15 protein-coding genes are annotated in these 23,326 nt (G+C 56.7%); 6 read left to right on the top strand and 9 right to left on the bottom strand.

Translation table 11 applies throughout. The features are described from left to right. Positions 1–198: 198 nt before the first annotated feature. The 4 genes from ACGY09_RS06045 (at position 199) to ACGY09_RS06030 (ending at position 4,785) form a co-directional block, all read left to right on the top strand. Positions 199–930, top strand: a complete 732-nt coding sequence (locus ACGY09_RS06045; RefSeq protein ID WP_373651164.1) for an RraA family protein — start codon at positions 199–201, stop codon at positions 928–930. Between the two features lie 62 nt (positions 931–992). After that, positions 993–2,369, top strand: a complete 1,377-nt coding sequence (locus ACGY09_RS06040; RefSeq protein WP_397570867.1) for a TAXI family TRAP transporter solute-binding subunit — start codon at positions 993–995, stop codon at positions 2,367–2,369. Between the two features lie 105 nt (positions 2,370–2,474). Beyond that, on the top strand, positions 2,475–3,533 hold the full coding sequence (locus tag ACGY09_RS06035) for a Gfo/Idh/MocA family protein (protein ID WP_397570866.1): 1,059 nt from the start codon (positions 2,475–2,477) through the stop codon (positions 3,531–3,533). 382 nt (positions 3,534–3,915) lie between these two features. Continuing rightward, complete coding sequence (locus ACGY09_RS06030; RefSeq protein WP_373651167.1) at positions 3,916–4,785, top strand: amidohydrolase; 870 nt, start codon at positions 3,916–3,918, stop codon at positions 4,783–4,785. Positions 4,786–4,973: 188 nt separating this feature from the next. Here the strand turns inward: ACGY09_RS06030 and ACGY09_RS06025 are convergent, their stop codons facing one another. The 4 genes from ACGY09_RS06025 to ACGY09_RS06010 form a co-directional block, all read right to left on the bottom strand. Then, complete coding sequence (locus tag ACGY09_RS06025) at positions 4,974–6,335, bottom strand: aspartate aminotransferase family protein (RefSeq protein ID WP_397570865.1); 1,362 nt, start codon at positions 6,333–6,335, stop codon at positions 4,974–4,976. A 131-nt stretch (positions 6,336–6,466) separates the two neighbouring features. Beyond that, entirely contained in the window at positions 6,467–7,231 is a 765-nt protein-coding gene (locus ACGY09_RS06020; protein WP_397570864.1) for an SDR family oxidoreductase, read from the bottom strand. A gap of 219 nt (positions 7,232–7,450) precedes the next feature. Then, on the bottom strand, positions 7,451–8,419 hold the full coding sequence (locus ACGY09_RS06015; RefSeq protein WP_397570863.1) for a PmoA family protein: 969 nt from the start codon (positions 8,417–8,419) through the stop codon (positions 7,451–7,453). Positions 8,420–8,763: 344 nt separating this feature from the next. Then, positions 8,764–11,052 (bottom strand): ExeA family protein, encoded by a 2,289-nt coding sequence (locus ACGY09_RS06010; RefSeq protein ID WP_397570862.1) that lies wholly within the window; start codon positions 11,050–11,052, stop codon positions 8,764–8,766. Positions 11,053–11,414: 362 nt separating this feature from the next. Here ACGY09_RS06010 and ACGY09_RS06005 point away from each other — a divergent pair, with 362 nt between their 5' ends. Together ACGY09_RS06005 and ACGY09_RS06000 are read left to right on the top strand one after the other, a co-directional pair. Beyond that, positions 11,415–12,539, top strand: a complete 1,125-nt coding sequence (locus tag ACGY09_RS06005) for a PhoH family protein (protein ID WP_373651172.1) — start codon at positions 11,415–11,417, stop codon at positions 12,537–12,539. 34 nt (positions 12,540–12,573) lie between these two features. Then, on the top strand, positions 12,574–14,907 hold the full coding sequence (locus ACGY09_RS06000) for an HD family phosphohydrolase (RefSeq protein ID WP_397570861.1): 2,334 nt from the start codon (positions 12,574–12,576) through the stop codon (positions 14,905–14,907). 182 nt (positions 14,908–15,089) lie between these two features. Here ACGY09_RS06000 and ACGY09_RS05995 read toward each other — a convergent pair whose 3' ends face one another. The 5 genes from ACGY09_RS05995 to pyk all read right to left on the bottom strand — a co-directional run bounded on the left by ACGY09_RS05995 (position 15,090) and on the right by pyk (position 23,196). After that, positions 15,090–16,052 (bottom strand): aldo/keto reductase, encoded by a 963-nt coding sequence (locus tag ACGY09_RS05995; protein WP_397570860.1) that lies wholly within the window; start codon positions 16,050–16,052, stop codon positions 15,090–15,092. 23 nt (positions 16,053–16,075) lie between these two features. Then, positions 16,076–17,713 (bottom strand): DUF4340 domain-containing protein, encoded by a 1,638-nt coding sequence (locus tag ACGY09_RS05990; protein WP_373651175.1) that lies wholly within the window; start codon positions 17,711–17,713, stop codon positions 16,076–16,078. A 96-nt stretch (positions 17,714–17,809) separates the two neighbouring features. Then, complete coding sequence (locus tag ACGY09_RS05985; protein ID WP_373651176.1) at positions 17,810–20,488, bottom strand: Gldg family protein; 2,679 nt, start codon at positions 20,486–20,488, stop codon at positions 17,810–17,812. Positions 20,489–20,745: 257 nt separating this feature from the next. Continuing rightward, positions 20,746–21,480, bottom strand: a complete 735-nt coding sequence (locus ACGY09_RS05980) for an ABC transporter ATP-binding protein (protein WP_397570859.1) — start codon at positions 21,478–21,480, stop codon at positions 20,746–20,748. A 243-nt stretch (positions 21,481–21,723) separates the two neighbouring features. Further along, positions 21,724–23,196 carry a pyruvate kinase gene (gene pyk, locus ACGY09_RS05975; protein WP_397570858.1) on the bottom strand — a complete coding sequence of 491 codons (1,473 nt, stop codon included), beginning with the start codon at positions 23,194–23,196 and terminating at the stop codon, positions 21,724–21,726. Between the last annotated feature and the right edge of the window lie 130 nt (positions 23,197–23,326).

Here is a 23,326-nt window from a genome sequence, read left to right as displayed (position 1 = left end):
GCAATTGTGATGCGTGCGTCAATTGCACGGCAGGTCAGTGCTGCAGTGGGCCGCCTGACGATCAGAATTCGCCCGGCGCAAACTCTCAAAACAGTCCCGTTTGCGTTACCATGCGGTGGCCGTGTCCAAACTGGAGGATTCGGCCGAACGGTTAACGATCTCCTCGAATCGCAGTCATGAGACACGGAAAGGGGCCTGATGTCCGCCCAGGGATTGACAGCAGCACAGCTGGATGAGCTTCGAAAGTTCGATTCACCGACAATCTGCAACGCCGTCGAGTTATGGAACCTGCGACCACGAAATACGGGTTACATGAATTCGTCGATCAAGGCCTGTTTCCCGAGCTTCCCTCCGATGGTGGGATACGCGTTGACGTCCACCTTCCGCAGTATGGCACCCCCGCGCGGGGGTGATGCCTACGGAAGCATCGGTGCTCAACTGGACGCCTTTGCCACATTACCCGGTCCCCCTGTGATCGTCTTTCAAGATCTTGACGAACCCTCTGCGTCAGCCACGTTTGGTGAGGTGATGTGCTCGACCTACAAGCGATTTGGCGCTCAGGGGCTGATTACCTCGGGGACCGGGCGCGATCTGGCACAGGTCGAAGCACTCGGCTTTCCAACCTTCACGAACGGGGCCTGCGCCGCGCATGGATACTGTCATATTGTCTCCATTAATGGACCCGTCACAGTGGGGGGAATGGTCATTTACCCAGGGGACCTGCTGCATGGCGATCTGAACGGGGTCACGACGATTCCCGCCGAAATTGCGTCGGAAGTCCCCGAAGTCTGCCAGGAGATTGCCCGGGCCGAAGCCATCGTTCTCGACTATCTCAAGAGTGAGAAGGTGTCCGTGGCGGAATTCAACGTCGCCCGCAAGGCCTGTGGAGACGCGATCAACGCATTGGGCAAACGGCTTCGTGGAGAATGAATTCCTGCCCGGGCAGAAGTCGCGGGTGAGTTTGAGATGATGGAAGTTAGCTGGGAGCCAACGTGACAAGGAACGTTGCAAGGAATCGCTCACCCTTCTCGATCTGGTTAGCGGTGATTTCTCTCTGCACGGCGGGGCTGGTGGGGACTTACGTCCTGTTCGTCGAAGCACCACCCCCCCGCCGGATTGTGATTGCAACGGGGGGCAAGGATGGTGCGTATTATCGCTTCGCGCAGCTCTATGCGAACTTGCTGAAGAGTGAGGGAATCACTCTCGAAGTTCGTTCGACGCAGGGCTCGGTCGAGAACCTGAAACTGCTCATGGATGACGATTCCGACGTCCGTGTCGCGTTCGTCCAGACCGGCATCGCCAATTCCGAACAGTGTGATTCGCTGGAAGCTCTTGCGAGTCTGTATCGTGAACCCCTGTGGATCTTCTACCGCGGAAGCAAGGGAATCGATCGGCTGACGCAGTTGAAGCAGCAGCGGATCGCAATCGGGCCAGAAGGGAGCGGGACGCGCGGAATCGCGTTGCAGTTACTCAAAGCGAATGGTCTGGGCGAAAAGGATGATGAATTCAGTGCGCTGGCGGGGAATTTGGCAGCCGAAGCTCTGGAGCGGGGTGAGATCGATGTCGCCTTTTTCGTGGCGGGTGTCGACGCAAAATACGTTCGAAAACTGCTGCGAGATCCAGAGATTCATCTGGCTGAGCTGACTCATGCCGAAGCGTATGAAAGACAGTTCCGGTTCTTGTCTGCGGTGAAAATCGACGAAGGTCTGCTGGATTTGCAGCAGAACATTCCTTCACACCAGATCGTCCTGATTGCGCCGGCGGCGACGCTGGTCGCCCACCGCTCGTTGCATCCGGCACTGGTCTCATTGCTGCTCAAGGTGGCGACGAAGGTGCATCAGCAAGGGGACCTGCTCTCGAACGTGGGTGAGTTTCCATCGCCAAAGTTGACCGACCTGCCGCTGAATCCTGAAGCGGAACGGTACTTCCGATCAGGGCCACCCGTACTGCAGCGGTTCATGCCATTCTGGCTGGCGTCGATGCTGGACCGGCTGAAAATTATGATCATTCCGCTGATCATGCTGCTCATGCCGCTGATGAGGGTTGCACCGCCGCTGGTCCGCTGGCAGACACGCCGGAAGATCTATCTGTGGTATGCCGAACTTCGGCGGATCGACCTGCGATCGATAGATGGAATGACAATCGAGGAAGCGGACTCGTCATTGGAGCACCTGCATCGACTGGAACAGCAGATCGCACGGATTGGGGTTCCGTTGAGTTATATGGAAGAGTACTACAACCTGCGCTTACACCTGAATCTGGTGAGATCGCGTGTCTTGTCGATTCTGAGGGGAGAAGCGGGGCATTCCCAGCCGGGAAGTCACCCCGGTTTTCGGACGGAGGGGGGAGAAAGTACGCTCGCCCGATAGCAAAGGACTTTCGCGGCAGATAGGATCTTCGCCGCAATCTTGTGACTTCGGAGGAGCGGAAAATCGCTGGCTCCGGTCGATCTTCTCGCAAAGGCATAGTTTCGCATGAGTTCCAATAACGCTTCACCTCTACGGGTCGGGATCGTGGGAGCGGGTGACAACACCCGCCGCAGGCATATTCCGGGTTTGAAAGCCATTCCCGGCGTCCAGATCACAGGCGTCGTCAACAGCTCTGCGGAATCGTCAGCGCGAGTGGCCAGTGAGTTCCAGATTCCCAAGGTCTACCCCGACTGGAAGGCATTAGTGAACGATCCCGCCATCGATGCGGTTGTGATCGGGACATGGCCCAACCTGCACTGTGAGGTCACCTGCGCAGCACTGAAGGCTGGCAAGCATGTCCTTTGTGAAGCGCGGATGGCTCGCAATCTGGCGGAAGCCCGGCAAATGAAAGCCACAGCCGACGCCCATCCCGATCGCGTTGCCATGCTGGTCCCCAGTCCCATGGGATTGGTCGTTGACCGCGAGGTTCGACAGTTGCTGCACGACGGCTACATTGGCGACCTTCGAGAAGTCATGGTCTTCGGGGCCGACGACCAGTTCTACGACTACTCACAGTTTCTGCATTGGCGACAGGACCGAGACATCAGCGGGGTGAACGTGCTGACCTTGGGGATCCTTCAGGAGACGCTGCTGCGCTGGGTTCCGCAAGCGACTCGCGTCTTCGCTCAAAGTCAAACCTTTGAGCCTGTCCGCCCGAACCCTGTCGGGCCCGGAAACCGCCAGGTGACGGTTCCCGATAGCGTCCAGATTCTGACGCAGCTTCCCAATCGTGCTCGCGGCCTCTATCACTTCAGCGGCGTCGATGTTCACGGGATGGGAAAACAGATTCATCTCTATGGAACTGCCGGGACGATCAAGGTCGTTTTCGGTGAAAAGGAAACTCTCTACGCGGGTCGCGTCGGACAAGAGGGACTGCGTGAAATTACGATCCCCGCCGAACGGCTGGGAGAATGGCGCGTCGAAGCGGAATTCATCGGAGCGATTCGGGGTAGCGAAGCCGTTCAACGGACGACCTTCCCCGATGGTCTGAAGTACATGGAATTTTCAGAAGCGGTGGACCGCAGCGCGACGACTTCGACTCCCGTCGATCTCCCGTTGGCCTGACGGCTGCGTGCCGTGACCGTTGCGTGCCCGAGAGCGACATCTGGTCGAGCAGGTTTCGTTGCGACCGCTGCGCGGGGTTCCTGCTGCGCGGGGTTCCTGCTGCGCGGGCAGAGGTGTTCTTCCCTGGCCTGTCCACAGCCTGCTGTTGCGTTCAGGGATTTGTCGCGGGGGTATCATTGCGGGCTGCCTGCGTGACAAATGGAACTCCGTTTGTTTTCATGATGAACCTCGCGGATCCATTTCTACATCCCTGGCATCGGAGAACATCGTGTACGAACCGCAATCTCGAAGAGACTTTCTGGCGGCTTCCGTTGCTGCGACCGCGGCGATAGGTTCATTCTCGACTGCTCTTCAGAATCTTTCTTCCGCTCAGGATAAGTCCATGCCCGATCAGCTTCCCGTCATCGATACTCATCAGCACCTGTGGGATCTCAGCAAGTTCACGCTGCCGTGGCATCAGGGAGGAGAGACGGGGCCCATCGAGCGCAGTTTTCTGATGTCGGATTATCTGGAAGCAACCAAAGGGCTGAATGTCGTCAAGACTGTCTACATGGAGGTTGATGTCAAAGTCGACCAGCAGGACGCCGAGGCGGACTATGTCACGCACCTGTGTCAGCAGAACGACAATCCCATGGCGGCGGCCGTGATCTCGGGACGACCAGGAAGTCCGGGCTTTGAAAAGTACGTGTCCCGCTTTGCGGATAACAAGTACATCAAAGGGATTCGCCAGGTGCTGCACGGTGATTCGACACCTCCGGGATACTGCCTGACGCCCGAATTCGTCAAAAGTATTCAGTTACTGGGCGACATGGGCAAAAGCTTTGACCTGTGTGTTCGCGCGGGAGAGGTCGTCGACGCGGCAAAGCTTGTGCGGCAATGTCCGAAGACCCGTTTCATCCTCGATCATTGCGGGAACATGAGCGTCACGTCGACCGACGCGGCTCTACGAGCGAAATGGGAACGCGGGATGAAGGAGCTGGCTCAGCTGCCGAACGTGATCTGCAAGGTTTCCGGGATTATCGTGACGGCCAATAAGGACTGGAAACCCGATGATCTGGCGCAGAACGTCAATGACACGCTCGACGCCTTTGGCGAAGATCGGGTGATTTTTGCAGGTGACTGGCCGGTCTGTACCTTGCGAGCCTCATTCGCTCAGTGGCTTAATGCTCTCAAGCAGATCGTTAAAGACCGACCTCTTGTCTTTCAGAAGAAGCTGTTCCACGATAACGCGGCCAAATTCTACGGAATCTGACGGCAGCAGACAGATTCACTGCTTTCCGCTTCGAATCTGTAGTGCGAGTCCGCATTCTCTCCGTTCGCTGGTGATACGGAGTGCGTGAGTTGTCGATGAAGTCGATTCAGGAGCAGAAAATTCCCGAATCGACCTCATTCTCAATCAGCGTCTCAGCAATCGCAGTTCACCTCCTGGCTGAGGCGAACTCAGATCAGGCCATCCGCCTGGAGCATGCTCAGCATCCGATCGAATGCAGCGACGGTCTCCTCCAGATCGTCTTCCGTGTGGGCTGACGAAGTCATGCCGCTCCAGCCGAACCAGTCAACACCACACGTCAGCAGAGCCGATCGGAAGGCGAATTTCAGAGCAGCCGGTTGTTCCCGGTCAAGCTTCCGATAGTCTCCGTCGCATGGAATGAAGTCTGCGCTGACCGGATTGTGGCCTGTGTACCCTGGCAGGATGTGGCACATCGAGAACTCGCCGTATGCGATCCAGGGGACTGATTTTCGGACGAACAGTGCATTGAGTTGCTGACGGAGTTTCCCGGTCAGTCTGTTTGCCTGTTGACACGCAACGCCGTCGGCGAGGAGATCAAGGGCCGCGCAACCGGCCGCAGCGGATAGTGGGTTTCCGTTGAACGTGCCAGGGTGCTTCATCTTTTTGCCATACTGGTTGCCGAACTCAATCGCCTCCAGCAAGTCGCGTCGTCCAGCGAGGGCTCCACCGGGCAAGCCACCGGCCAGAATTTTGGCCATCGTCGTCATATCGGGCGTAATCCCGTAGTGGCCTTGGGCTCCACCCGGATGCACACGGAATCCCGAGATGACTTCGTCGAAAATCAGCAAGACGTCGTACCTCGTGCACAGTTCGCGCAGTCCACGGAGATACTCGCCTTGCACGGGGACCAGTCCCCAGTGTCCCCCTGTCGGTTCCAGGATGCAGCAGGCCGGCCGGTGTTCCTGAAATGCCTGTTCGATCGCCTTCAGGTCGTTGGGGGGAACTGCAACCAGATCACTGACAACACCGGGACTCACGCCGGGCATTGACCAGTCATCAGGCGTGTAGGGTGCGTAAGCCGCCAGCACCAGTTGGTCGTGCCAACCGTGAAAGTGGCCAATCAGTTTCACCACCTTGGTCCGATTCGTCACCAGTCGTGCGACCCGGACCGCCATGAGGGTTGCTTCAGTTCCACTGCTGGTGAAGCGGACCCGCTCGGCGGATGGGACGAGTCGCTTCACACGTTCGCCCCACTCGATTTCGAGTTCGTGGTTGGCGGAGAAGTGTGTCCCGCGGGCCATTTGCTGCTGGACGGCTTCCACGACTTCGCGGCGACCGTGGCCCAGCAACAGGGCTCCGTGTCCCACCCAGTAGTCGATGATCGAATGACCCTCGACGGAAGTCTTACGTGACCCATGCGCTTCTTTCACGAACACGGGAAACGGTAACAGGTACCGGGCATCGTGGGTGATCCCGCTGGGGAATACCGTCTTGCCCCTCTCGTAGAGCGAGGCAGATTGAGGGAATTTATCTCGGTAAGCCGCTTCAACAGTCAGATGATTCGTCGCCATGTCACCTCAACCTTGTCTGTATATGATCTGCGCTAACTTGTCAGTGATTGACGCCTGCAGGCTACCCAGAGAAGGCGATCGAACGTCCGTCGACTGTGGTTCGTGTTCGCCGGAAAGACTGCCAGGGGTGATCATGCTTCACCCGTTGATGATCCCAGGAAGCGGCCACCGTCGACTCGGTATACCTCGCCGGTCACGAAGTCGGTCCCCTCCAGCAGGTACAGGACCAGACGATTCACGTCATCGGCAGAGCCGATTTTTCCCAGCGCCGAAGTGCTCCGAATCTGTTCAAGCCGCTCTGCTGAGACGTGCGGAGGGGGCTCTACAGTCCCCGGTGCGATGGCATTCACGGTGATGGTCGGTGCGAGCTCGACAGCCAATGCCCTGGTCAGTGTGACCAGGCCTCCTTTGGCGATCAGGTAGGGAAGGAAGTCACGGTAGGGCCGGTCCACAGCCCAGTCGGTGAAGTGGATGATCTTCCCTTGCAGTCCGTCGACCGTCGGCTGTTGCTGCATTGCTCGAGCCGCGGAAAGGGCCGTGAAGTAGGGGGCCGAAAGATTCGAGGCGATGGCTTCTTCGTAGTCGCCGGGTTGTAAATTGGCGAAGGGGGTTCGCGTGTAGATGCTGGTCAGGTTGATCAGAACGTCGAGTGAGCCAAACCGGGCGACGGTTTGCGCGACCAGCGCTTCGGCTTGCTCGCAGTGCCGAAGATCAGCGGAATTGGCCTCGGCCTGCACACCTGCTTGCCGACAATCCTCGACGACTTCCTGGATCACTGCAGCGCTGGAGTGATAGCTCAAGGCAATGTTGGCACCCCGTTCAGCGAGCAGGCGAGCCAGCGCGGCTCCGATGCGTCGCCCCCCGGTAATCAGAACGGTTTTACCTGCCAGCTTCATGGTTCATCAATCAAATGACTGACCAGGTTCGTATCTCGTTGTCGAGGAACTGAATCAGGTGAAAAGGGTTCACGGGCAGAAGCGGGACGAATACGTGAAACCTCGTCTGACAATCTCCGGCCCGTCGCCGCTCCCAGGAAGTTTTGTCTCGGAGTCGCTCTCTGCCGGTGCTCCGGACTGAACTGCGTCTCCAGGTCATGCCCCCAAATCGTTGTGCGATTACTTCGTCACCTCAATGAACTGTTTGTAGGCTTCGGCGACTTTGCCTTCGGTTGCGTTACCGGCGTGGATGTAGGCACCGAACCGGAACCGCAGGGAAGGGGTGTCGGCGTCGAGAATGACGGGCTGGGATTTGGATTCGTCATTCTGGTAGGCCCCCTCGCCAAAGGGACTCATGGAAAACAGACCGTAATCTCGGACGTGGTATCGCGATGGACGAAAGTTGCCGGGATGGTCCATCAGGGCGACGCCATAAGTTTTTGCATCGACCACGCCAGTATAGTCGACCCATTTGGCTGGCTGTCCCCAGCATTCTGCGGTCGTCTTCTTGCCGTCCGAGTTGGTGACGATTCCCCCTTCTTTTTCTCGCATCGATTGAGCAACCCGAAAACCGAAGAAACCTTCCTTCGTATCGTCGAAGCGGGCGAGTTTTCCAACCGGCGGGGCGAGCGTCGTGTCATACGTGATGAGCCGTTCCGGATAGATGGAGACGATCGTTTTTTCGATCAGTGCGGGGGTCCCGTCCAAGCCGATCCACTCATTTGTCATCTCGATCGTTCCGGGATTTCCCGACTTCGACTTCACATCGGTCGTGACGATGCGACCTTTTTCCGCCCAGAAACGGACGTGATTGACTTCGTCGACGGACAGCCAGATCCCGCGGTGGTGAGGATGCTCTTTTTCGTTTGGGTCGTTGGGACGGGTGAGAATGGCGCCACCGGGACCACGTACAGGCCAGAAGTAAGGCTTAGGGAGTGTGGCGCCGTGATGAAAGACGGTGAACTCTTCCCCCTTGATTTTGACGGCCAGTCCGTCGTCGGTCTGCTCGATAGTCACCGCTTCTTTTCCGCCGACAGAAGCGGCGTCGTTCTGCGCTTTCGCGCGATCCTCGGCCTGTGCTACCGACCACGGTCCCGTGATCGCAAGCAGACACCAGACGAAAAGACGACGCTTACAGAACTGATGCATTGAGACGCTCCACCGTGATACGTGAACTGTCATTTCGAAGCAGGTCGAATCGGTGCAGCACTATAACCGCATCGATTTGTCTCCGTCGACCCATCCGATGTGAGCACCAGAAAGAGGACTGGCGGTGAGCGACTGCCCGCATTCATGCCGTCGAGTCTGCAATTCAGGCTTTCGCGAACGGCTTGCGCGGAAGCGGTCGATCAGGGGCTTACTCAAGCAATAGCCGACAACTTGCCAGGGGATTGCCGGCCGGATTCCCGATGGCCGAAACTCAGAATTGGAGTCATTCAGCAGCAGCACGGTTTACGTTTGCTGCTGTGCCCGGTTAGACCGATGTCGTCCTATCAGTGTGTTTGCTGCTGCTTCCGTCGCAGCATGCTGAAGAGGTAACGGAACGGCCGCTTTGTCTCAGTCTGTTCGACAGGATCGGTTTCCACGACTTCCCAACCCGCTGCGCTTTCAATAGTCGAAGTCAGTTCGGCAGCAGACGGAGCGTTCGCGGGTGGGACGGCAGGAATGTCTCGCTGGAGCGAACGGAGAATCTCCTCTTCATCCTGTCGTGAGGGAGGTGACCACCAATCGGTTTTCGCGGCTTCCTCATAGAGGTCATGGGTCCGCTCTGCCTCTTCGACAAGATTCGGATCATGTTCAACGTACTGAGGACGCTGGGGCTGTTCCTTGGACTGATTCCAGTCGAAGACATCTTCGGCGACGATTTCTTCGGTCAGTTGCGGCTCGTCGAGTTGAATCGGAGGTGCCGTCAGGGATTCAAACGAGGAACTCGAATGCGATTCCGCGACTTCCTGATTTGTGAGTTCAATCAGCTCATGAACCGCGCCCAGAATCTGTTCAAGCTCGTGCGAATCCAGATTGTGTGATGCTGGTCCCACCGATTCGAGCACCTGCTCCACGATCAGCTCGTGGGCATTCGCGGGAGCGATGACCTGAGCCGGCGCCATCGGAGTTTCGCTCTCAACAGGTTTGATGTCGCGCTGCGCAGCCAGACTTGATGCGGTCTGCGGCTGAGCGTGAACCTCCGCGGGTTTTGCCGTGTCGACGTAAGGCGCGAACGCGGGAACAAATCCCGCGTCGATTGCAGCGTACCGGTCAAAAATGACTTCTTCTTCGAAGACTTCGGAAGGTTTCGAAATGTACTGAGGATTTGCTGGCGAATGAGAACTCACCCGACGTTCCTCGGACCGCTGTCTGTCGACACGCGGTGTTACCGGGGCTGGAGCGGAAGGCGTTTCGTCCGATTCGGTTTCGGACTCTTCGAGTTCACCTGAGAGCGTCTCATCATCGTCACCATCGCTGGTGACTGACTGTGGGGCGTGGTCAACTCGACGAGAACGCGCACTGAACGTGTACTGCGGTGTGGAAACTTCCTCGTCGGACGATTCCTGCTCTGTGCTAGACGACTCTGAGGCAGACGACAAGGTAAATTCCTGCGCATCTTCTTCATTCGTTTCGGATGTTGAGGGCGAGGATTCGCTTTCCGCGACACGGAACAGATCAATGACATGTTTCCAGTCATCGCTCTGCGCTTCGATGGCGACAGGTTCGACCCAACTGGCGGTTTCCCACGAATGGAGATTATTGTGGTTCACCGGTTCATCCGTTTCTGTTTTGAAGGAAGAATCTTTCCAGGCAGGCAACTCGGTGCCCACCTCGAGGGACGATGATTCGTAGGCATACGCAGAGGGATGGGAACTATTCCGTTCAATCGCGTTGCCGATGGAGTCGTCTTCGACCGACTCGACAGTCTGACCGAACGTTGGTTGCTCGTACGACCTCGTCGGGGTGGATGGCTCGTTCCACTGCAGAGGAAGCTGTCGCAGGTCGTTGAGGGCTTCGCGAACGAGTTCTTCACCGGCGGGACGCTGTTCGGCAACAAAGGCGAGCAGCAGGGTATGGTCTGCCAGTTGATTCATGCATCGGGGAACCCCATCGCTGGCCTGCACGATGACATCCAGCGCCTGCGGGGTGAAAATTTCGTGGGTACGTCCACCTGCCCAGGTGAGACGGTAATCGATGTAGTCGAGAGACCCGGCGCGGTCGAATGTGGGCAGGCTGACATGCGCACGGATACGCTGGTTGAACGCTTCGAGGCTGGGAAGGGCGAGCTTATCTTCCAGATTGAGCTGCCCCACCAGGACCAGCCGGACCAGCGGTTTTCCCGCTTCGGCGAAGTCGGCAAGGATACGCAATTCCTCGATCAGGTTTTTGGACAATTGGTGAGCTTCATCGCAAATCAGGACCAGCGCTTCTCGCTGAGGCTGTAATTTACGGATTGCGGGCCAAAGCGCAAGGCGAAGCTCTTGTTCCGACGAGTGCTGATACGAATGATTGAGCTCGCAAAGCAATGTCTGCAGGAGGGCGCGACGTGTAAGAAAACTGGCATGGCGAAGGAAGATGGTTTCAAAACGAGGCTTCAGTTCCATTCTCAGGCGTTCGCACAACAGCGTCTTTCCCACGCCAGCCGGCGCCGTCACCACAGAAATCCCTTGGCCTTGTTCAATGCAGACAAGCACCTCATCCAGTGCGGCTTGAATCGGTGCGGCAGCGAGAAAGCATGTGGCATCAGGAGTTGCGCCAAACGGGCGACGCTTCAAATCAAAACTGGCTTCGTACATTGGGCAACTTCCGTGTTGCCGCCGCAAACGGCGGTGTCGTGGGAAACTTATGCGTCCTGACGACAGTGAAAATCCTTTAGTCTCTCATCGAACTTTCTACGCCCCTACCTTGAATACAACCGCTACGGAAGTCACAGACTTCACAAAACAACCGTCTTGCCCAGACCGTTGCGGCGTAAATTCGGCCGAGTTTTACGACGAATCCATTTTCGTGTGTAGTTCTTTTGCGAGTGATTCCCAAAAACGTTAAAGTGTACGCAGCACGCGACCGCGGGTCGCGGACACTTCCAGTCTGACATTGGCACTCGGAATGCACTCTCTGCTTCCAGTGGGACGAAGACTGGCGATCTCAGGAAAAGTTTATGTCTGAAGGACGAGTTCAGTTTCGCAACTATGAAGATGTTCGCACCCTTTTCGGGCTTCGCGATAAGAACCTTCGTCGTTTGCGAGATGTTCTGCATCTTGACGTCGTTCTCCGCGGTGACGAGCTTCATCTTCACGGCGAGCAGGCTCAAGTCGATCTCGGGAAGGAAATTGTTTCTGAACTGCGATCGATCATCGAACAGAAAGGCCTGCTGGACGACGATGAATTCGATCGAGCCTTGCACCGAGGCCAGTTCCCGGTCAGTTCGAATCCTGATGAATTGATTGATGTATTTCACAAAGCCCGGAAAATCCGCCCGCTGGGGACCGGACAGCGTGACTATATCCGAGCCATTCGTGAGCATGACCTGGTGATCTGCGAAGGTCCAGCGGGATCAGGTAAGTCGTATCTTGCCGTAGCGATGGCAGTTAACGCACTGCGGCTCGAACAGGTACGAAAGATCGTGCTCGTGCGGCCTGCGGTCGAAGCGGGTGAAAAGCTGGGCTTCCTGCCCGGGGATATGCTGGCCAAAGTGAATCCCTATCTGCGTCCGTTGCTCGACGCACTGGGTGACATTCTGGACTTTGAACAGGTCCAGCGTTACCTCGATAAAGAAGTGATCGAGATTATCCCGCTGGCCTACATGCGTGGGCGAACGCTGAATAACACGTTCATGATTCTCGACGAGGCTCAGAATACGACCGTTACCCAGATGAAGATGTTCCTGACCCGAATGGGACATCATTCAAAGATCGTCGTTACGGGTGACGGAACGCAAACCGACCTTCCGGACCGTGTCGAAAGTGGCCTTAATGACGCCATTCGCCGGTTGAGAAATATTCCGGGAATTGCCACTGTGTCACTCTCCGGTTCGGATATTGTCCGACATCCGCTCGTTCGTAAGATCGTCCAGGCGTACGATGTACGTCGAGACGGCCCTCCAGACGGCAGGTGGGAGAATTCCTGGCACCAAGCTGGCGAAACGGAAAATGTGAACCCGGGCACGGGCGATGTCGAGGAAGTTCCGCTCAGTGAACTGTCGTCAACGTCCGATACCGTGTCCGAATCTGGTGTCACTGACGCGTCGAAACCATCCGCACTACCAAACTCAGACACCGACTGACCTAAGTCCTTGTCGGTTCTCAGAAACAGAAGGTATGAGCTTTTTCTTCTCTCGTCGAGTACGTCCGGGCCGACTGTCCGTTCACAAGGTGGGCACGTCCTGGTCCGGCCGTCTAACAGAACGACTGAGCCAAACCGATGTCGCATTGCGTCTCGCAATTTGCTTCGTCGTTTTGGCAGGTCTGGTCATTGCATTGCAAAGTTGGCAGGCTCCGTTCCCTCATCGTCTGGGTGACGATGTTCCGAACGGGATGCTGGCTCGCGTCGATTTCACCCGCGTCAATCAGGACAAGACAGAGCTTGCCCGAATCGACCGCATCAATCGCGAACCCCCCGTCTTCCGGAAGATTCCGGCCGGGGTTGAGCGGCTTGAGAACCTGGGGACCGATCTCAGGCGTCATCTGCTGGAAGTTGTCGAAGTGAGTCGCTTCGAAGAACTTTCGGCCGAGTGTCGCGCGGCGTTCGGCTGGATTGCGAGTGGGCCAACTCCGCTCGATCCCCGCACGACCGCCTTCGAAGAAGAGTGGAAATCCCTTCGATCAGCGCTTGGTCCAGCGAATCTGGCAGAGCGACCGATCAACGAACTGTATGGCGAATTCTCACAATTCGTGGCTCCGCTGCTGCAGGTCGGGATTGTCGACCTGGCAGAGCTGTCACGGCCACGTCAGAAAATTCGCCTCGACGACGAAATCAGCATTCTCAGTGACTCGACCGAAGACCCACCCAAGCGGTTTGCGTCGGACGTCGTTCTCGACGAACTGCTCAAGGCAACAGGCAGCCTTGGGAGCCAGTGGAAGTCGTTTCCACTTTTGACTCCCCTGCAGCCGATCCTCGAGAAGTGGCTTCGCAATCGCATCATTCCTTCACTCGAGTTTGATCTGGCGACGACGAACCAGCGAATCACTCTGGCGAACCTGTCGACCCCGCCCGTGAAAGATACGTACAAGCGAGGGACGCTGCTGGTTCCACCGGGTAGCAAGATTACCGAGGAATACCTGGACGTCCTGCATGCCCAGTACGACGAGCTTGAAAGCCGCGTGGGCATCGGCGAACGCATCGTGCGGATGGTCACAGTTCTTTTACTGTTGATCGTCCTGAGCGGATTGATTGGCTGCTACCTGGTGAGGAACGAGCGAAGGCTGGCGACGAATGTCAGTCGACTGGCCGTCTATCTGTTCGCGGTCACGCTGTCAGTCGTGTTGAGTCGGTTGCTGTCGTTCGATCACTGGCGAGCGGAAGTTGTGCCACTGCTCTGCACTGTGATGGTGCTGGCGATCGCCTATAACCAGGTTCTGGCGGCACTCACCGGCTTCGCCATGTCACTCGTCGTGACGCTTTCCATCGGGGGGGACGTGAGCGGGTTTGTGGTCCTGATGAGCGCGATTGCTGCTTCGGTGGTACCACTCAATCAGGTGTCCAACCGCATGAAGCTGGTCAAAGTGGGATTCGGCGCGGCACTGACGTACCTGTTCATCACACTCGGTACGGGGATCATCGAAACGCAGCAGCTGGGACAATTGTGGGCAGACGCCGATCACCGCTTTCTCTTGAATGGACTGCGGGGAGCCGGCTGGTGTTTTCTGTCTGGATTCCTGGTTTCCGGTAGTCTGCCATTCGTCGAAAATCTGTTCGGTGTGGTCACGGATATCAGTCTGCTGGAACTGAGCGATGTCTCGCATCCGTTGCTGCAGGAACTGATTCAGCGGGCGCCGGGGACTTACAGTCACTCCAACGGGGTTGCCACGATTGCCGAGACGGCTGCGGACGCTATCGGGGCCAACGGCTTGTTGTGTCGTGTGGGGGCGTACTATCACGACATCGGGAAGATGATGAAGCCCCATTACTTTGTGGAGAATATGACTGCTGGCCAAACCAGCCGCCATGAATCGCTGAATCCGGCGATGAGTGCCCTGGTGATTATTGGTCACGTCAAAGACGGGGTTGAACTGGCCCACCAGCATAACCTTCCCGAACCGCTGATCGATTTTATCGAGCAGCATCATGGGACCACGCTGGTCGAGTACTTCTTTCACGCTGCGACAAAGCAGGCGGAAATGCAGCCTGACCATCGCTACGACGTGCAGGAATCGGCGTACCGATATCCAGGCCCTCGGCCGCAGTCTCGGGAAGCGGCCGTATTGATGATCGCCGACGCTGTGGAAGGGGCAAGCCGGACGCTGGCCGAGCCAACGCCAAAGCGACTCGAGACGCTCGTCCACGAAATCGCGATGAAGCGGCTGCTGGATGGTCAGTTTGATGAAAGCTCGTTAACACTGAGCGAACTGGCTGTCATCGAGGATTCGCTCACGAAGTCGCTGATCGGCATCCACCACGGTCGTATCAAATACCCCGAGCAGAAAACCGCTTGAACGCTTCATCGCGTGACGCGGTGCGACGACTCTGGAACGGGCGACGGACGAGGGTCATTGGATCCTCGTCCTGGACAGATTCCATGAGGGGATCAGACGAATTCGCGATGTTCGTCCGCTCGATTCCTGCCTAGGTCTGAAACCGCTTATGGGGAGTTGTATTGATCGCGTTGGGGTGGCGGTCAGACGGCAGCTCGAGATGCGGCGGCGCCGCGATCTTGAATGGCCTGATCGATGCGGGAAATCTGTTCGGCGGTCAGCGTCCATGTCAGAGCCGCCGCGTTATCGCGGATCTGGTCCGGACGCTTGGCACCACACAGTGCCACGGTGATCCCGGGACGCTGAATCGTCCAGTTAAGGACCAGCTGGGCGACGGTCGACTGACACTCCTCCGCGATCGGTCTCAACCGATCGAGAAAGTCCTGGTTCTTGTTCCACTCGTCTCCCGAGAACATCGGGTACTTGGGCCGACCATCTTTCGGATCGAACTGATAGTCCCGGGGAAGCTTTCCGGCCAGCAGGCCCTTCATGAGGGGCCAATACACGATGGCAGAGACATGATTCTCAATACACCACGGTAGCTGGGATTCCTCAATTTCCCGCTGCAGCATGTTGTAGTGTGGCTGGTAAGCAGCGAGGGGGCAGACCGCCTGAAAGGCGATTAATTGCTGAAGGGAAAAGTTGGAAACGCCAATGCTGCGGACTTTTCCCGATTGCAGCAGCCCCTTCAGCGCACCCGCGGACTCCTCCACTGGTGTATTGGGGTCAGGGGCGTGCAGGTAGTACAGGTCGACGTAATCGGTCCCCAGCCTTTTCAGGCTTTCCTCACATTCTCGCTCTAATGTGGCGGGCCGGGCATCCTTGACCTGGACACGATTTTCATAGTGGATACCTCCCTTGGTCGCGATCACGAGTTCGTCTCGGCGATGCCCCAAGGCACGTCGGATCAGCTTTTCGCTTTCTCCGTCGTAGCCATAGCAGTAGGCGGTATCAAAGAAATTCAGGCCGCCATCAACGGCGGCCTGAAGCGTGGCAAGGCTTTGCTCGTCAGTCACTCCGACGCTGGTCACTCCGGCAATCGGCCAGCACCCCATCGCCAGTGGAGTAACCAGGATCTCAGTGCGGCCGATTTGACGAAGTTCCATTGGGATTCCTGCATCCGGGGAATTCAGTTCGCCGATGCATCCTGGGAATCAGGAGCGTCTTGAGGGTCGACGTTTCCGGCCGGCGACGACTGACCTGCTGCATTTTCAGGAGTCGACTTTGGCTTCACCAGCGTTTTCCGACCCTGTCGCAGGTTTTCGAAGCTGTCGCCCGAGATGACATAGTACCAGTCGGCAAACCGCCGGTTCAGGTCTTTAACCAGCTTTTCGCCGGTTTTGACTTTCTCTTCATACGATTTGAGGTCCGCTTCGTATTTCTTGAGATCGATGTCGTACTTGGCCAAGGCCTCTTCGTGTACCTTCTTGGGATCGGGCTTTTCGCCGACGTTCTCTGCTGCAGCGGCGTCGGCAGGCGTTTCTTCGTTTGCAGCTGCTGGTTCGGCAGGGGCTGCGGGCTTTTCGGGTGCTTCAGGTTTTGGGCCGAGAGCCGATGGATCGAACTGGGCCTGTGCGAAGAGATAGCGACTCTTGATCTTGCGAGCGTCCGTTTTGGCGTCGGCTTCGTCTTTCTTCTCTTTGTTCTCAGCCTCTTTCCCGTCTGCGTCGGACTTCTCTTCACCCTTGTTGATAAATCCGGCTTCAACTTCTTCTTCAGTCCCGGAAAAGACGGAACCGAAGTGCAACTCGTAAGCGACCCCCTGTTCGGTGACGGCAGCCAGATCTCCTTCCTGAGAGATCATTGCCATCCCTTTCCGGTCGGGCATACGGACGAAGAAGAACCCAATCTCTTCCATCTCTCGCCGCGTGCGGTCGTCCAGTGCCAGCCCCTGATCGTCCTGCAGTCGCTTCTTCAACTTTTCATTTTTGGGACGCACGCCAACGATCTTCAGATCGTCGAGCGCTTGGACGAGCTTGCGGACTTCGTCTTCGTTGACTTCTTCGGCTGCATCATCAAGTCCATCGAGCTTCCATTTGTCCGTTGCGGAAGTTCGGGTCAGCCGGTTTGATTCTTTTCCGGCCAGACTTCCACCACCATCCTGTCCGAACTCGACACTGTGCTTTTCGATGTTGATGTATCGCAGCTTGGAACCATCCAGCTTCAGCAGGTCTGGTTCGATCCAGTCTGCAAACTTTGTTGAAACGTCGATACTGACCTTCGCGATGTAGGTCTGATCTTCCGAGGGATTGCGGACATAGAAGAAGCCGCTTCGACCTTTGACTTCCTTACCGATAATCAGATCGGCCAATACTTTGCCGTCTTTTCCATCTTTCAGTGTGACGCGGTTGCCGACACCCTGATAGTCGCTGACGGATTCGCTGAGGGGATCCAGCACGCCAAACTCGATATGCTGGCTCTTTCGCGGACCGGCCAGGGCCTCTTTCTTGATTCCGATGATCGAGGTGGCCGTCTTGCCAAGCCGTTCTTTTCCGTCGACGGGGTAGTTATTGCGGGACGGGATTCGCCAGACACCGTCAGAGCCCTGCTCGACGCCGAAGATTCGGAGGCTGGCCGTTTCCGGATTGTAGTTCACGACCTGCAGCGACTTGGCTGCGTCGGCATCCACAAAGTCAGGGTAGAACGGCGTGCCGACCTGACTGAACTCGGCAGGGGGCTTGGTAACACCCCGGCTGGTGACCTGGGCGGCGATCAATGAGAGCACCGCACCTGCGACAAATAGAGATGTACGCACGGTTTCGTTCATAACGAAGCTCCTGCGGAATGAATTCGGTTGGAAATAGAGTCGTCATTCATCTGACAACGCCTGTAAGTTGGATGGTATTCTTCAAACAACGGTCGTTTAGCCACGTCCGCCAATTCGGCGAGCAGGGGCGATATCGCGTTGTTCATTGTTCTTGCGGATCAGCCAGACGATGAGTCCCAGCATGATGGCGGGAATGGGTGAGGCCAGCAGTGACCGGGTGTAGTAGCTGCTTTCGACTTCTCGAGTCAGCCGGTCCATTTTGGTCTTGCTCTCATCAATCTTCTTTTCTTTGGCCTGATTGATGTTTGCCTCTTCCACTTCCAGGCGCCGTGCCTCTTCCTGTTGAGCCATCATCAGCTGCTGCATCTTGCTGTCTTCGTCGAGCGATTCATTGTTTTTGATCTTTTCGACTTTCTCTGCCAGACGATCCTTTGCGTCCTTGAGTGCTTTCTTGGCTTCATCGGAAGCCAGTTTACGCTCTTCGTTCGCCGCTGCATTGAACGCTTTTGTCTGACGTTCGATCGCGGTCAGCGTACGGACTTTCGGCCGTCGATTTCGCAGGTCGATCATCGCGGTGTCGTCGGCCAGCTTGTCCACTGCATTCAGGACGAACGTGACGTTGTCCAGATCGAGGTTGAACTGTTTCGTTTCACGCAGATGGAAGAAGAAGTCAGAGACCAGATCGGTATCTGCAACGTAGATCACGTTGATTTTGTTCTCCTTGGCATCCTTAGTGGAAACAATCTCTGCCGCGACGATGTGAGCAACCTCGTCTGTGATGCGGCGCGGGTTGGAATCGATGTTCATCCCGAACATGCTGCTCTTCACCAGATCGTCCCAGTCCAGCAAACCGGAGTTTCGACCGGTGAGCAGCAGTGGAGTGAACTCCAGAGTCTTTTCCTGCCCGGAACGGAGTTCACGTTCCTTGATCGAGCCTGAGAAGAACAGCATCACTTCCTGCAGGCGATTCGTGATCGGGCTGTCAGGGTTGAACGCCTTCGAATTGCCACTTTGCGGACTGATCGAAATGATTTCTTCGCGGAGCAGCTTTTCGTATTCGGGATGCAGGTACAGTGATGTGTTGTCCCAGACAATCTGGTCATAGACCCATTCGATCCCGAGCAGGTCGACGAGTGAAGTGGCCTTTCCGCCGAAAGCCTTTTGCTCGTTTGGCATTCCCATGCTCATCATCGGGTTGCCACCTGCTTTTGGCTTCGGTTGCCGTGGTGCAAGCGAGGGGTTTGTGGCGGGAAGCGGGTCATCCAGAATCAGGACGGGTTTCCCTGTCTTCACGTAGTTGACCAGGTTTTCCAACTCATTGGCTCCCAGAGAACTGGGGAGTACCGAGATCAACACATCGAACTTGGAATCGTGAATCGGGGCCGAGGCGGGAACACTTTCAACGTTATAGGACTTCTTCAGTTCTGCGACGATCCGCCACTCGGGTGACTGCCGGAACGTTTGCATGTCGAAGCCCCCCGTCAGCTTGGCATCACTTTCGAGAATCCCGATTGTCTTTCGCTTCTCGTTGGCGGCGACCTGGATCGAACGGGTCAGTTCGTATTCGATCGGCGTTCCCTTGCCGAAGTGAGGAATCACGACTTCGTTGGCACCACTATTGATGACAGCACCCATCGCAACTTTTTCAACAAGCATTCGACCTTCACGCTCGAACTGAACATCGCGGAATTCGATGCCGTATTGTTTGGCTTCTTCTGCCTGCTCGCTGGCAGGATCGACTTCGACGATGCGAACAGTGACATTCGGCGAACTTTGTCCGTACTGACCGAGCAGGCCAAGCAGCGTGCTCTTGACCGAGACATAGTCACGGGGAGGAGTACGACTGACGAAGGCCTGAATCGAAACAGGTCGATCGCTCTTGAGGTCCTTCACAACCTGGCTGGTCGTACTGCTGAACGAGTAAAGCTTTTCAGCAGTCCAGTCGGATCGGAAACCCTTTTGTGAGAGGACGACACCCAGGCCGAACAGGATGAGCAACAGCGAGACGGAACGAACCAGGTACTGGGGACCCATATTCGTGCCTGCAGCGCCATTGTTCCAGTGGCGATATCCGATCAGGACATAATTGATGTACAGCATCAACCCGGCCAGAGCCACAAAGTAAAAGAGCCCTTGTGAAGGGATAAGTCCGATCCCGAATGGCTTTAACTGGGATGACAGACTGAGGCCTTCAAAGACCCCTTCCGGGACGACTGACTTCAGGACGAAGGAAAGACGTTCGGCAAAGACGGGAATTGCGCACAAGGCTGAGCCCAGCACGAAGGCGACGGTGGCATTGCTGGTGAGCTGTGATGCGACCATCCCTGCTGCGAGCAGGGCACAACCCGCCAGCCAGTATCCCAAGTAGGTGGTCATGATGACACCGGGGTCCGGGGAGCCGATCCAGTTCAAGATCAGGACGTTTGTCAGTGAGAATCCGAGAGCCACGGTGTAGACCGCGACGACTGCCAGATATTTCCCGAAGAGAACCTCCAGGTTCGAGACCGGAAGTGTGAAGAGCAACTCTTCGGTCCCCAGCTTTCGTTCTTCGGACCAGATCCCCATCGTGATGGCGGGAATAATGAACAACAGCAGTTGAGGAAACCACTCGTTCAATTGATCGAGACTGGCAACATTATTCGCGAAAAACTTTTCCTGGAAGGCTGCAAACGCACCCAGAAAGACGAACACCACGATGAAGAGGTATCCGATAACTCCTGAGAAATAACTCCAGAAGTTGCGTTTGAAGACCGCAAGGACAACATGCGAACGCATCTGTGGCGATCCCTGTCAAATTGAGAAACAATAATCTGATCAGTTCAGGGCAACTGGTAATCACCGCTGCCCGCATACCGAGGTCACACACCCCGATCGAATCCGTCTAACAAGTTGCCTGTCGTCCGTTGTTCTGAACGTGTCATCCGGCAGGATGACCCTCGCTGAGCATTCACCGACAGAAGCAACTCGGTCCCAGTGAACTCGTTGACCATACCGCGTTTGCTTGTGACCCCAACCTGACGGCAGGGGGCGTGTTACTTCGCGGCGCCCGTCAACTGTCGGAACCGCTGGTCCATGCTGTGGCCGCCCCGTTCCAACTCATCAATAGAACCATCGAGTACGATTCGACCGTCATTGATCAGGATCACTCGATTACAGACGGCTTTGACTTCCGTCAGAATGTGCGTCGAAAGCAGGATTGTTTTCGTTTTGGCAAGACTGAGAATCAGTTCGCGCACATCGTGTGTCTGGTTCGGATCAAGGCCGCTTGTCGGCTCATCCAGAATCAGCACCTGGGGGTCATGCAGCAGGGCCTGGGCCATACCGACGCGCTGCCGGAAGCCCTTCGACAACTTGCTGATGGGTTTGCCCCAGACACCCTTCAATGAACACTTCTGAGCGACAAAGTCCAATCGCTCGCTGAGCCTTCCTCCGGACAATCCGCGTGCTTCGCCCAGGAAACGCAGGATGGAAGAGGGGGTCATTTCCAGATAGAGCGGACCGTTCTCGGGTAGATAACCAAGTAACTCGGCCGCCTTGATCCGGTCGACGGACATGTCCAGTCCACCGATTTTTGCCGTCCCTGCACTCGGGGCCAGGAACCCTGTCAACAACTTCATCGTTGTTGATTTTCCCGCACCGTTGGGGCCCAGGAACGCGGCCACCTGACCGCGGGGAACTGAGAAAGAGACATCCTGTGTCGCGGCAAAAGGCCCGTAGTACTTGCTGAGGCCAATCGCCTCGATCATTGCGCCATCCGGTTTACTCATGCAGTCACATCTCGCGCAAAGGGTGGTGACATTAATTCGCCGCCATTTCGGCAGTCGAAATCCGATCAAAAGGCTCCCAGCAACCCGCGTTCCAGTGAGCCAACTTCAATAGCCGGTGCACTCTAGATCAGATCATGGTTTAGTGACGTGATGACTGAATGTCCAGCCACGACCCGTTTCCCACGATCGTGTCCTCGGGCGTTGGACCGCCGAGGACACGACCTGTCGACCCTTAAGGAACGACTAAGGAACCACGTGGACGAGCATCATGTCGTGCCATTCGAGCTTCCAGTCAGAGCTTCCGATCAGGACGAGTTTTCGGCCCGAATCCAGCATTTTTCGAGCACGCCCGAGCTGTTCAACGAAGGCGATCTGTTCCCGGGGTGGCAACGAAACCGCAGAAGTTTCTACCGGTGTGACACCCCAGAACAGGCAGAGTCGCCGGGCGACTTCGGGCCGGTCGGTCAGGCCCAGAATCGGAATGCGGGGACGCTGTTTGGAGATCGACATCGCCGTCTTCCCCCCGCGTGTTGCTGCAACGATCAAATCTGCATTTAAATGTTCAGCGGCTGTTCCCGCTCCGTGGGTCACCGCTTCCGTGATGGCCGTGGCCCGGGTGCGGTGTGTGCTGCGTGAGTCGCTGAGGCTGATGCGCGGTTCGAGCATCCGCTCGGCCTCGCGCGCGATCCGGCTCATCATCGCGACCGCTTCGACCGGATAATCGCCTGCGGCGGTCTCACCCGACAGCATGACGGCGTCTGTTCCGTCGAGCACGGCGTTGAAGACGTCGCTCGCTTCTGCACGTGTCGGCAGTTCACTTTTCTGCATCGAATCGAGCATTTGAGTGGCAGTAATGACCGGGGTGCGATGCTCATTGCACATCCGGATGATCTGCTTCTGAAGCGCCGGGACACGGAAGACATCAGCCTCGACCCCCAGGTCACCGCGAGCCACCATGACAGCGTCTGTTTCAATGATGATCTGCTCGAGATCTGCGATGGCTTCGGGTTTTTCGATCTTGGCGACGATCCAGGGACGCGTGGTTGTCGGGTGTTCCGAGATGATCTGCTTCAGCAGGCGAATGTCTTCGGAGTTGCGAACGAAGCTCAGTCCGACATAGTCCAGGCCATGGTCAAGAATCCATTGCAGGTCCGCCCGATCTTTCGCGGTGACGCTGGGGGTGCTCAGGATCGCTCCGGGAAGATTGACTCCCTGGCGACTGCGGATCAGTCCAGGCTGAACGACCTCGCAGACGACTTTGCCCAGTTTGGGGTGAGTCTCCACGACGCGTAGTGACACCGAGCCGTCCGCGAGCAGTACCCGATCGTTGACTCGCAAGTCATCGATCAATTGCTCGTACGTGCACGTCAGTTGATCCAGGCGCCCTGGCTCGACCTGATGGACGAATTCGATTCTCGCTCCGTGTCGGCAGCGCAGTCCGTCGGGGGGGAGTTCGCCGAGTCGGATCTTGGGGCCGGCGAGGTCTGCAAGGATGGCAATGGGTTGGTTGAGCTCGGTCGAGACCTGACGGATCCAGGTGACGACCTGATCGAACCACTCATAGGTTCCATGGGCAAAGTTGAGCCGGAAGACATCCACACCCGCGAGGACCAGTTCCGTCAGTTTTTCGTACGACGCAGATGCGGGCCCGACCGTGGCCACGATCTTGGTCTTCACCAAAGGTCCTTCTGCGTATTTTCGTTGCCAGAGATCCATCTTCGAGTGATCCTTTGCCAGAGTTCCATTCATTCTGCGACCGGGCGCATGAATGCGGATTGTAGCAACCTGAGCAGTCGATGCGATCTGTGGATCTCGTCAGGGCCTTCGAGAGAACGGTTCGGCCCGT

This window comes from Schlesneria sphaerica (assembly GCF_044336245.1).
GTDB lineage: Bacteria > Planctomycetota > Planctomycetia > Planctomycetales > Planctomycetaceae > Schlesneria > Schlesneria sphaerica.
The sequence above is the reverse complement of the archived record's forward strand: the minus strand, read 5'-3'. Positions and strand labels throughout refer to the sequence as shown.

What these genes read in the sequence shown, in the direction of transcription:
- ACGY09_RS06045 (WP_373651164.1), top strand. Translation starts at nt 199, where the DNA reads ATGTCCGCCCAGGGATTGACAGCAGCACAGCTGGATGAGCTTCGAAAG.
- ACGY09_RS06035 (WP_397570866.1), top strand. Translation starts at nt 2,475, where the DNA reads ATGAGTTCCAATAACGCTTCACCTCTACGGGTCGGGATCGTGGGAGCG.
- ACGY09_RS06030 (WP_373651167.1), top strand. Translation starts at nt 3,916, where the DNA reads ATGCCCGATCAGCTTCCCGTCATCGATACTCATCAGCACCTGTGGGAT.
- ACGY09_RS06025 (WP_397570865.1), bottom strand. Translation starts at nt 6,335, where the DNA reads ATGGCGACGAATCATCTGACTGTTGAAGCGGCTTACCGAGATAAATTC.
- ACGY09_RS06020 (WP_397570864.1), bottom strand. Translation starts at nt 7,231, where the DNA reads ATGAAGCTGGCAGGTAAAACCGTTCTGATTACCGGGGGGCGACGCATC.
- ACGY09_RS06015 (WP_397570863.1), bottom strand. Translation starts at nt 8,419, where the DNA reads ATGCATCAGTTCTGTAAGCGTCGTCTTTTCGTCTGGTGTCTGCTTGCG.
- ACGY09_RS06010 (WP_397570862.1), bottom strand. Translation starts at nt 11,052, where the DNA reads ATGTACGAAGCCAGTTTTGATTTGAAGCGTCGCCCGTTTGGCGCAACT.
- ACGY09_RS06005 (WP_373651172.1), top strand. Translation starts at nt 11,415, where the DNA reads ATGTCTGAAGGACGAGTTCAGTTTCGCAACTATGAAGATGTTCGCACC.
- ACGY09_RS06000 (WP_397570861.1), top strand. Translation starts at nt 12,574, where the DNA reads ATGAGCTTTTTCTTCTCTCGTCGAGTACGTCCGGGCCGACTGTCCGTT.
- ACGY09_RS05995 (WP_397570860.1), bottom strand. Translation starts at nt 16,052, where the DNA reads ATGGAACTTCGTCAAATCGGCCGCACTGAGATCCTGGTTACTCCACTG.
- ACGY09_RS05990 (WP_373651175.1), bottom strand. Translation starts at nt 17,713, where the DNA reads ATGAACGAAACCGTGCGTACATCTCTATTTGTCGCAGGTGCGGTGCTC.
- ACGY09_RS05985 (WP_373651176.1), bottom strand. Translation starts at nt 20,488, where the DNA reads ATGCGTTCGCATGTTGTCCTTGCGGTCTTCAAACGCAACTTCTGGAGT.
- ACGY09_RS05980 (WP_397570859.1), bottom strand. Translation starts at nt 21,480, where the DNA reads ATGAGTAAACCGGATGGCGCAATGATCGAGGCGATTGGCCTCAGCAAG.
- pyk (WP_397570858.1), bottom strand. Translation starts at nt 23,196, where the DNA reads ATGGATCTCTGGCAACGAAAATACGCAGAAGGACCTTTGGTGAAGACC.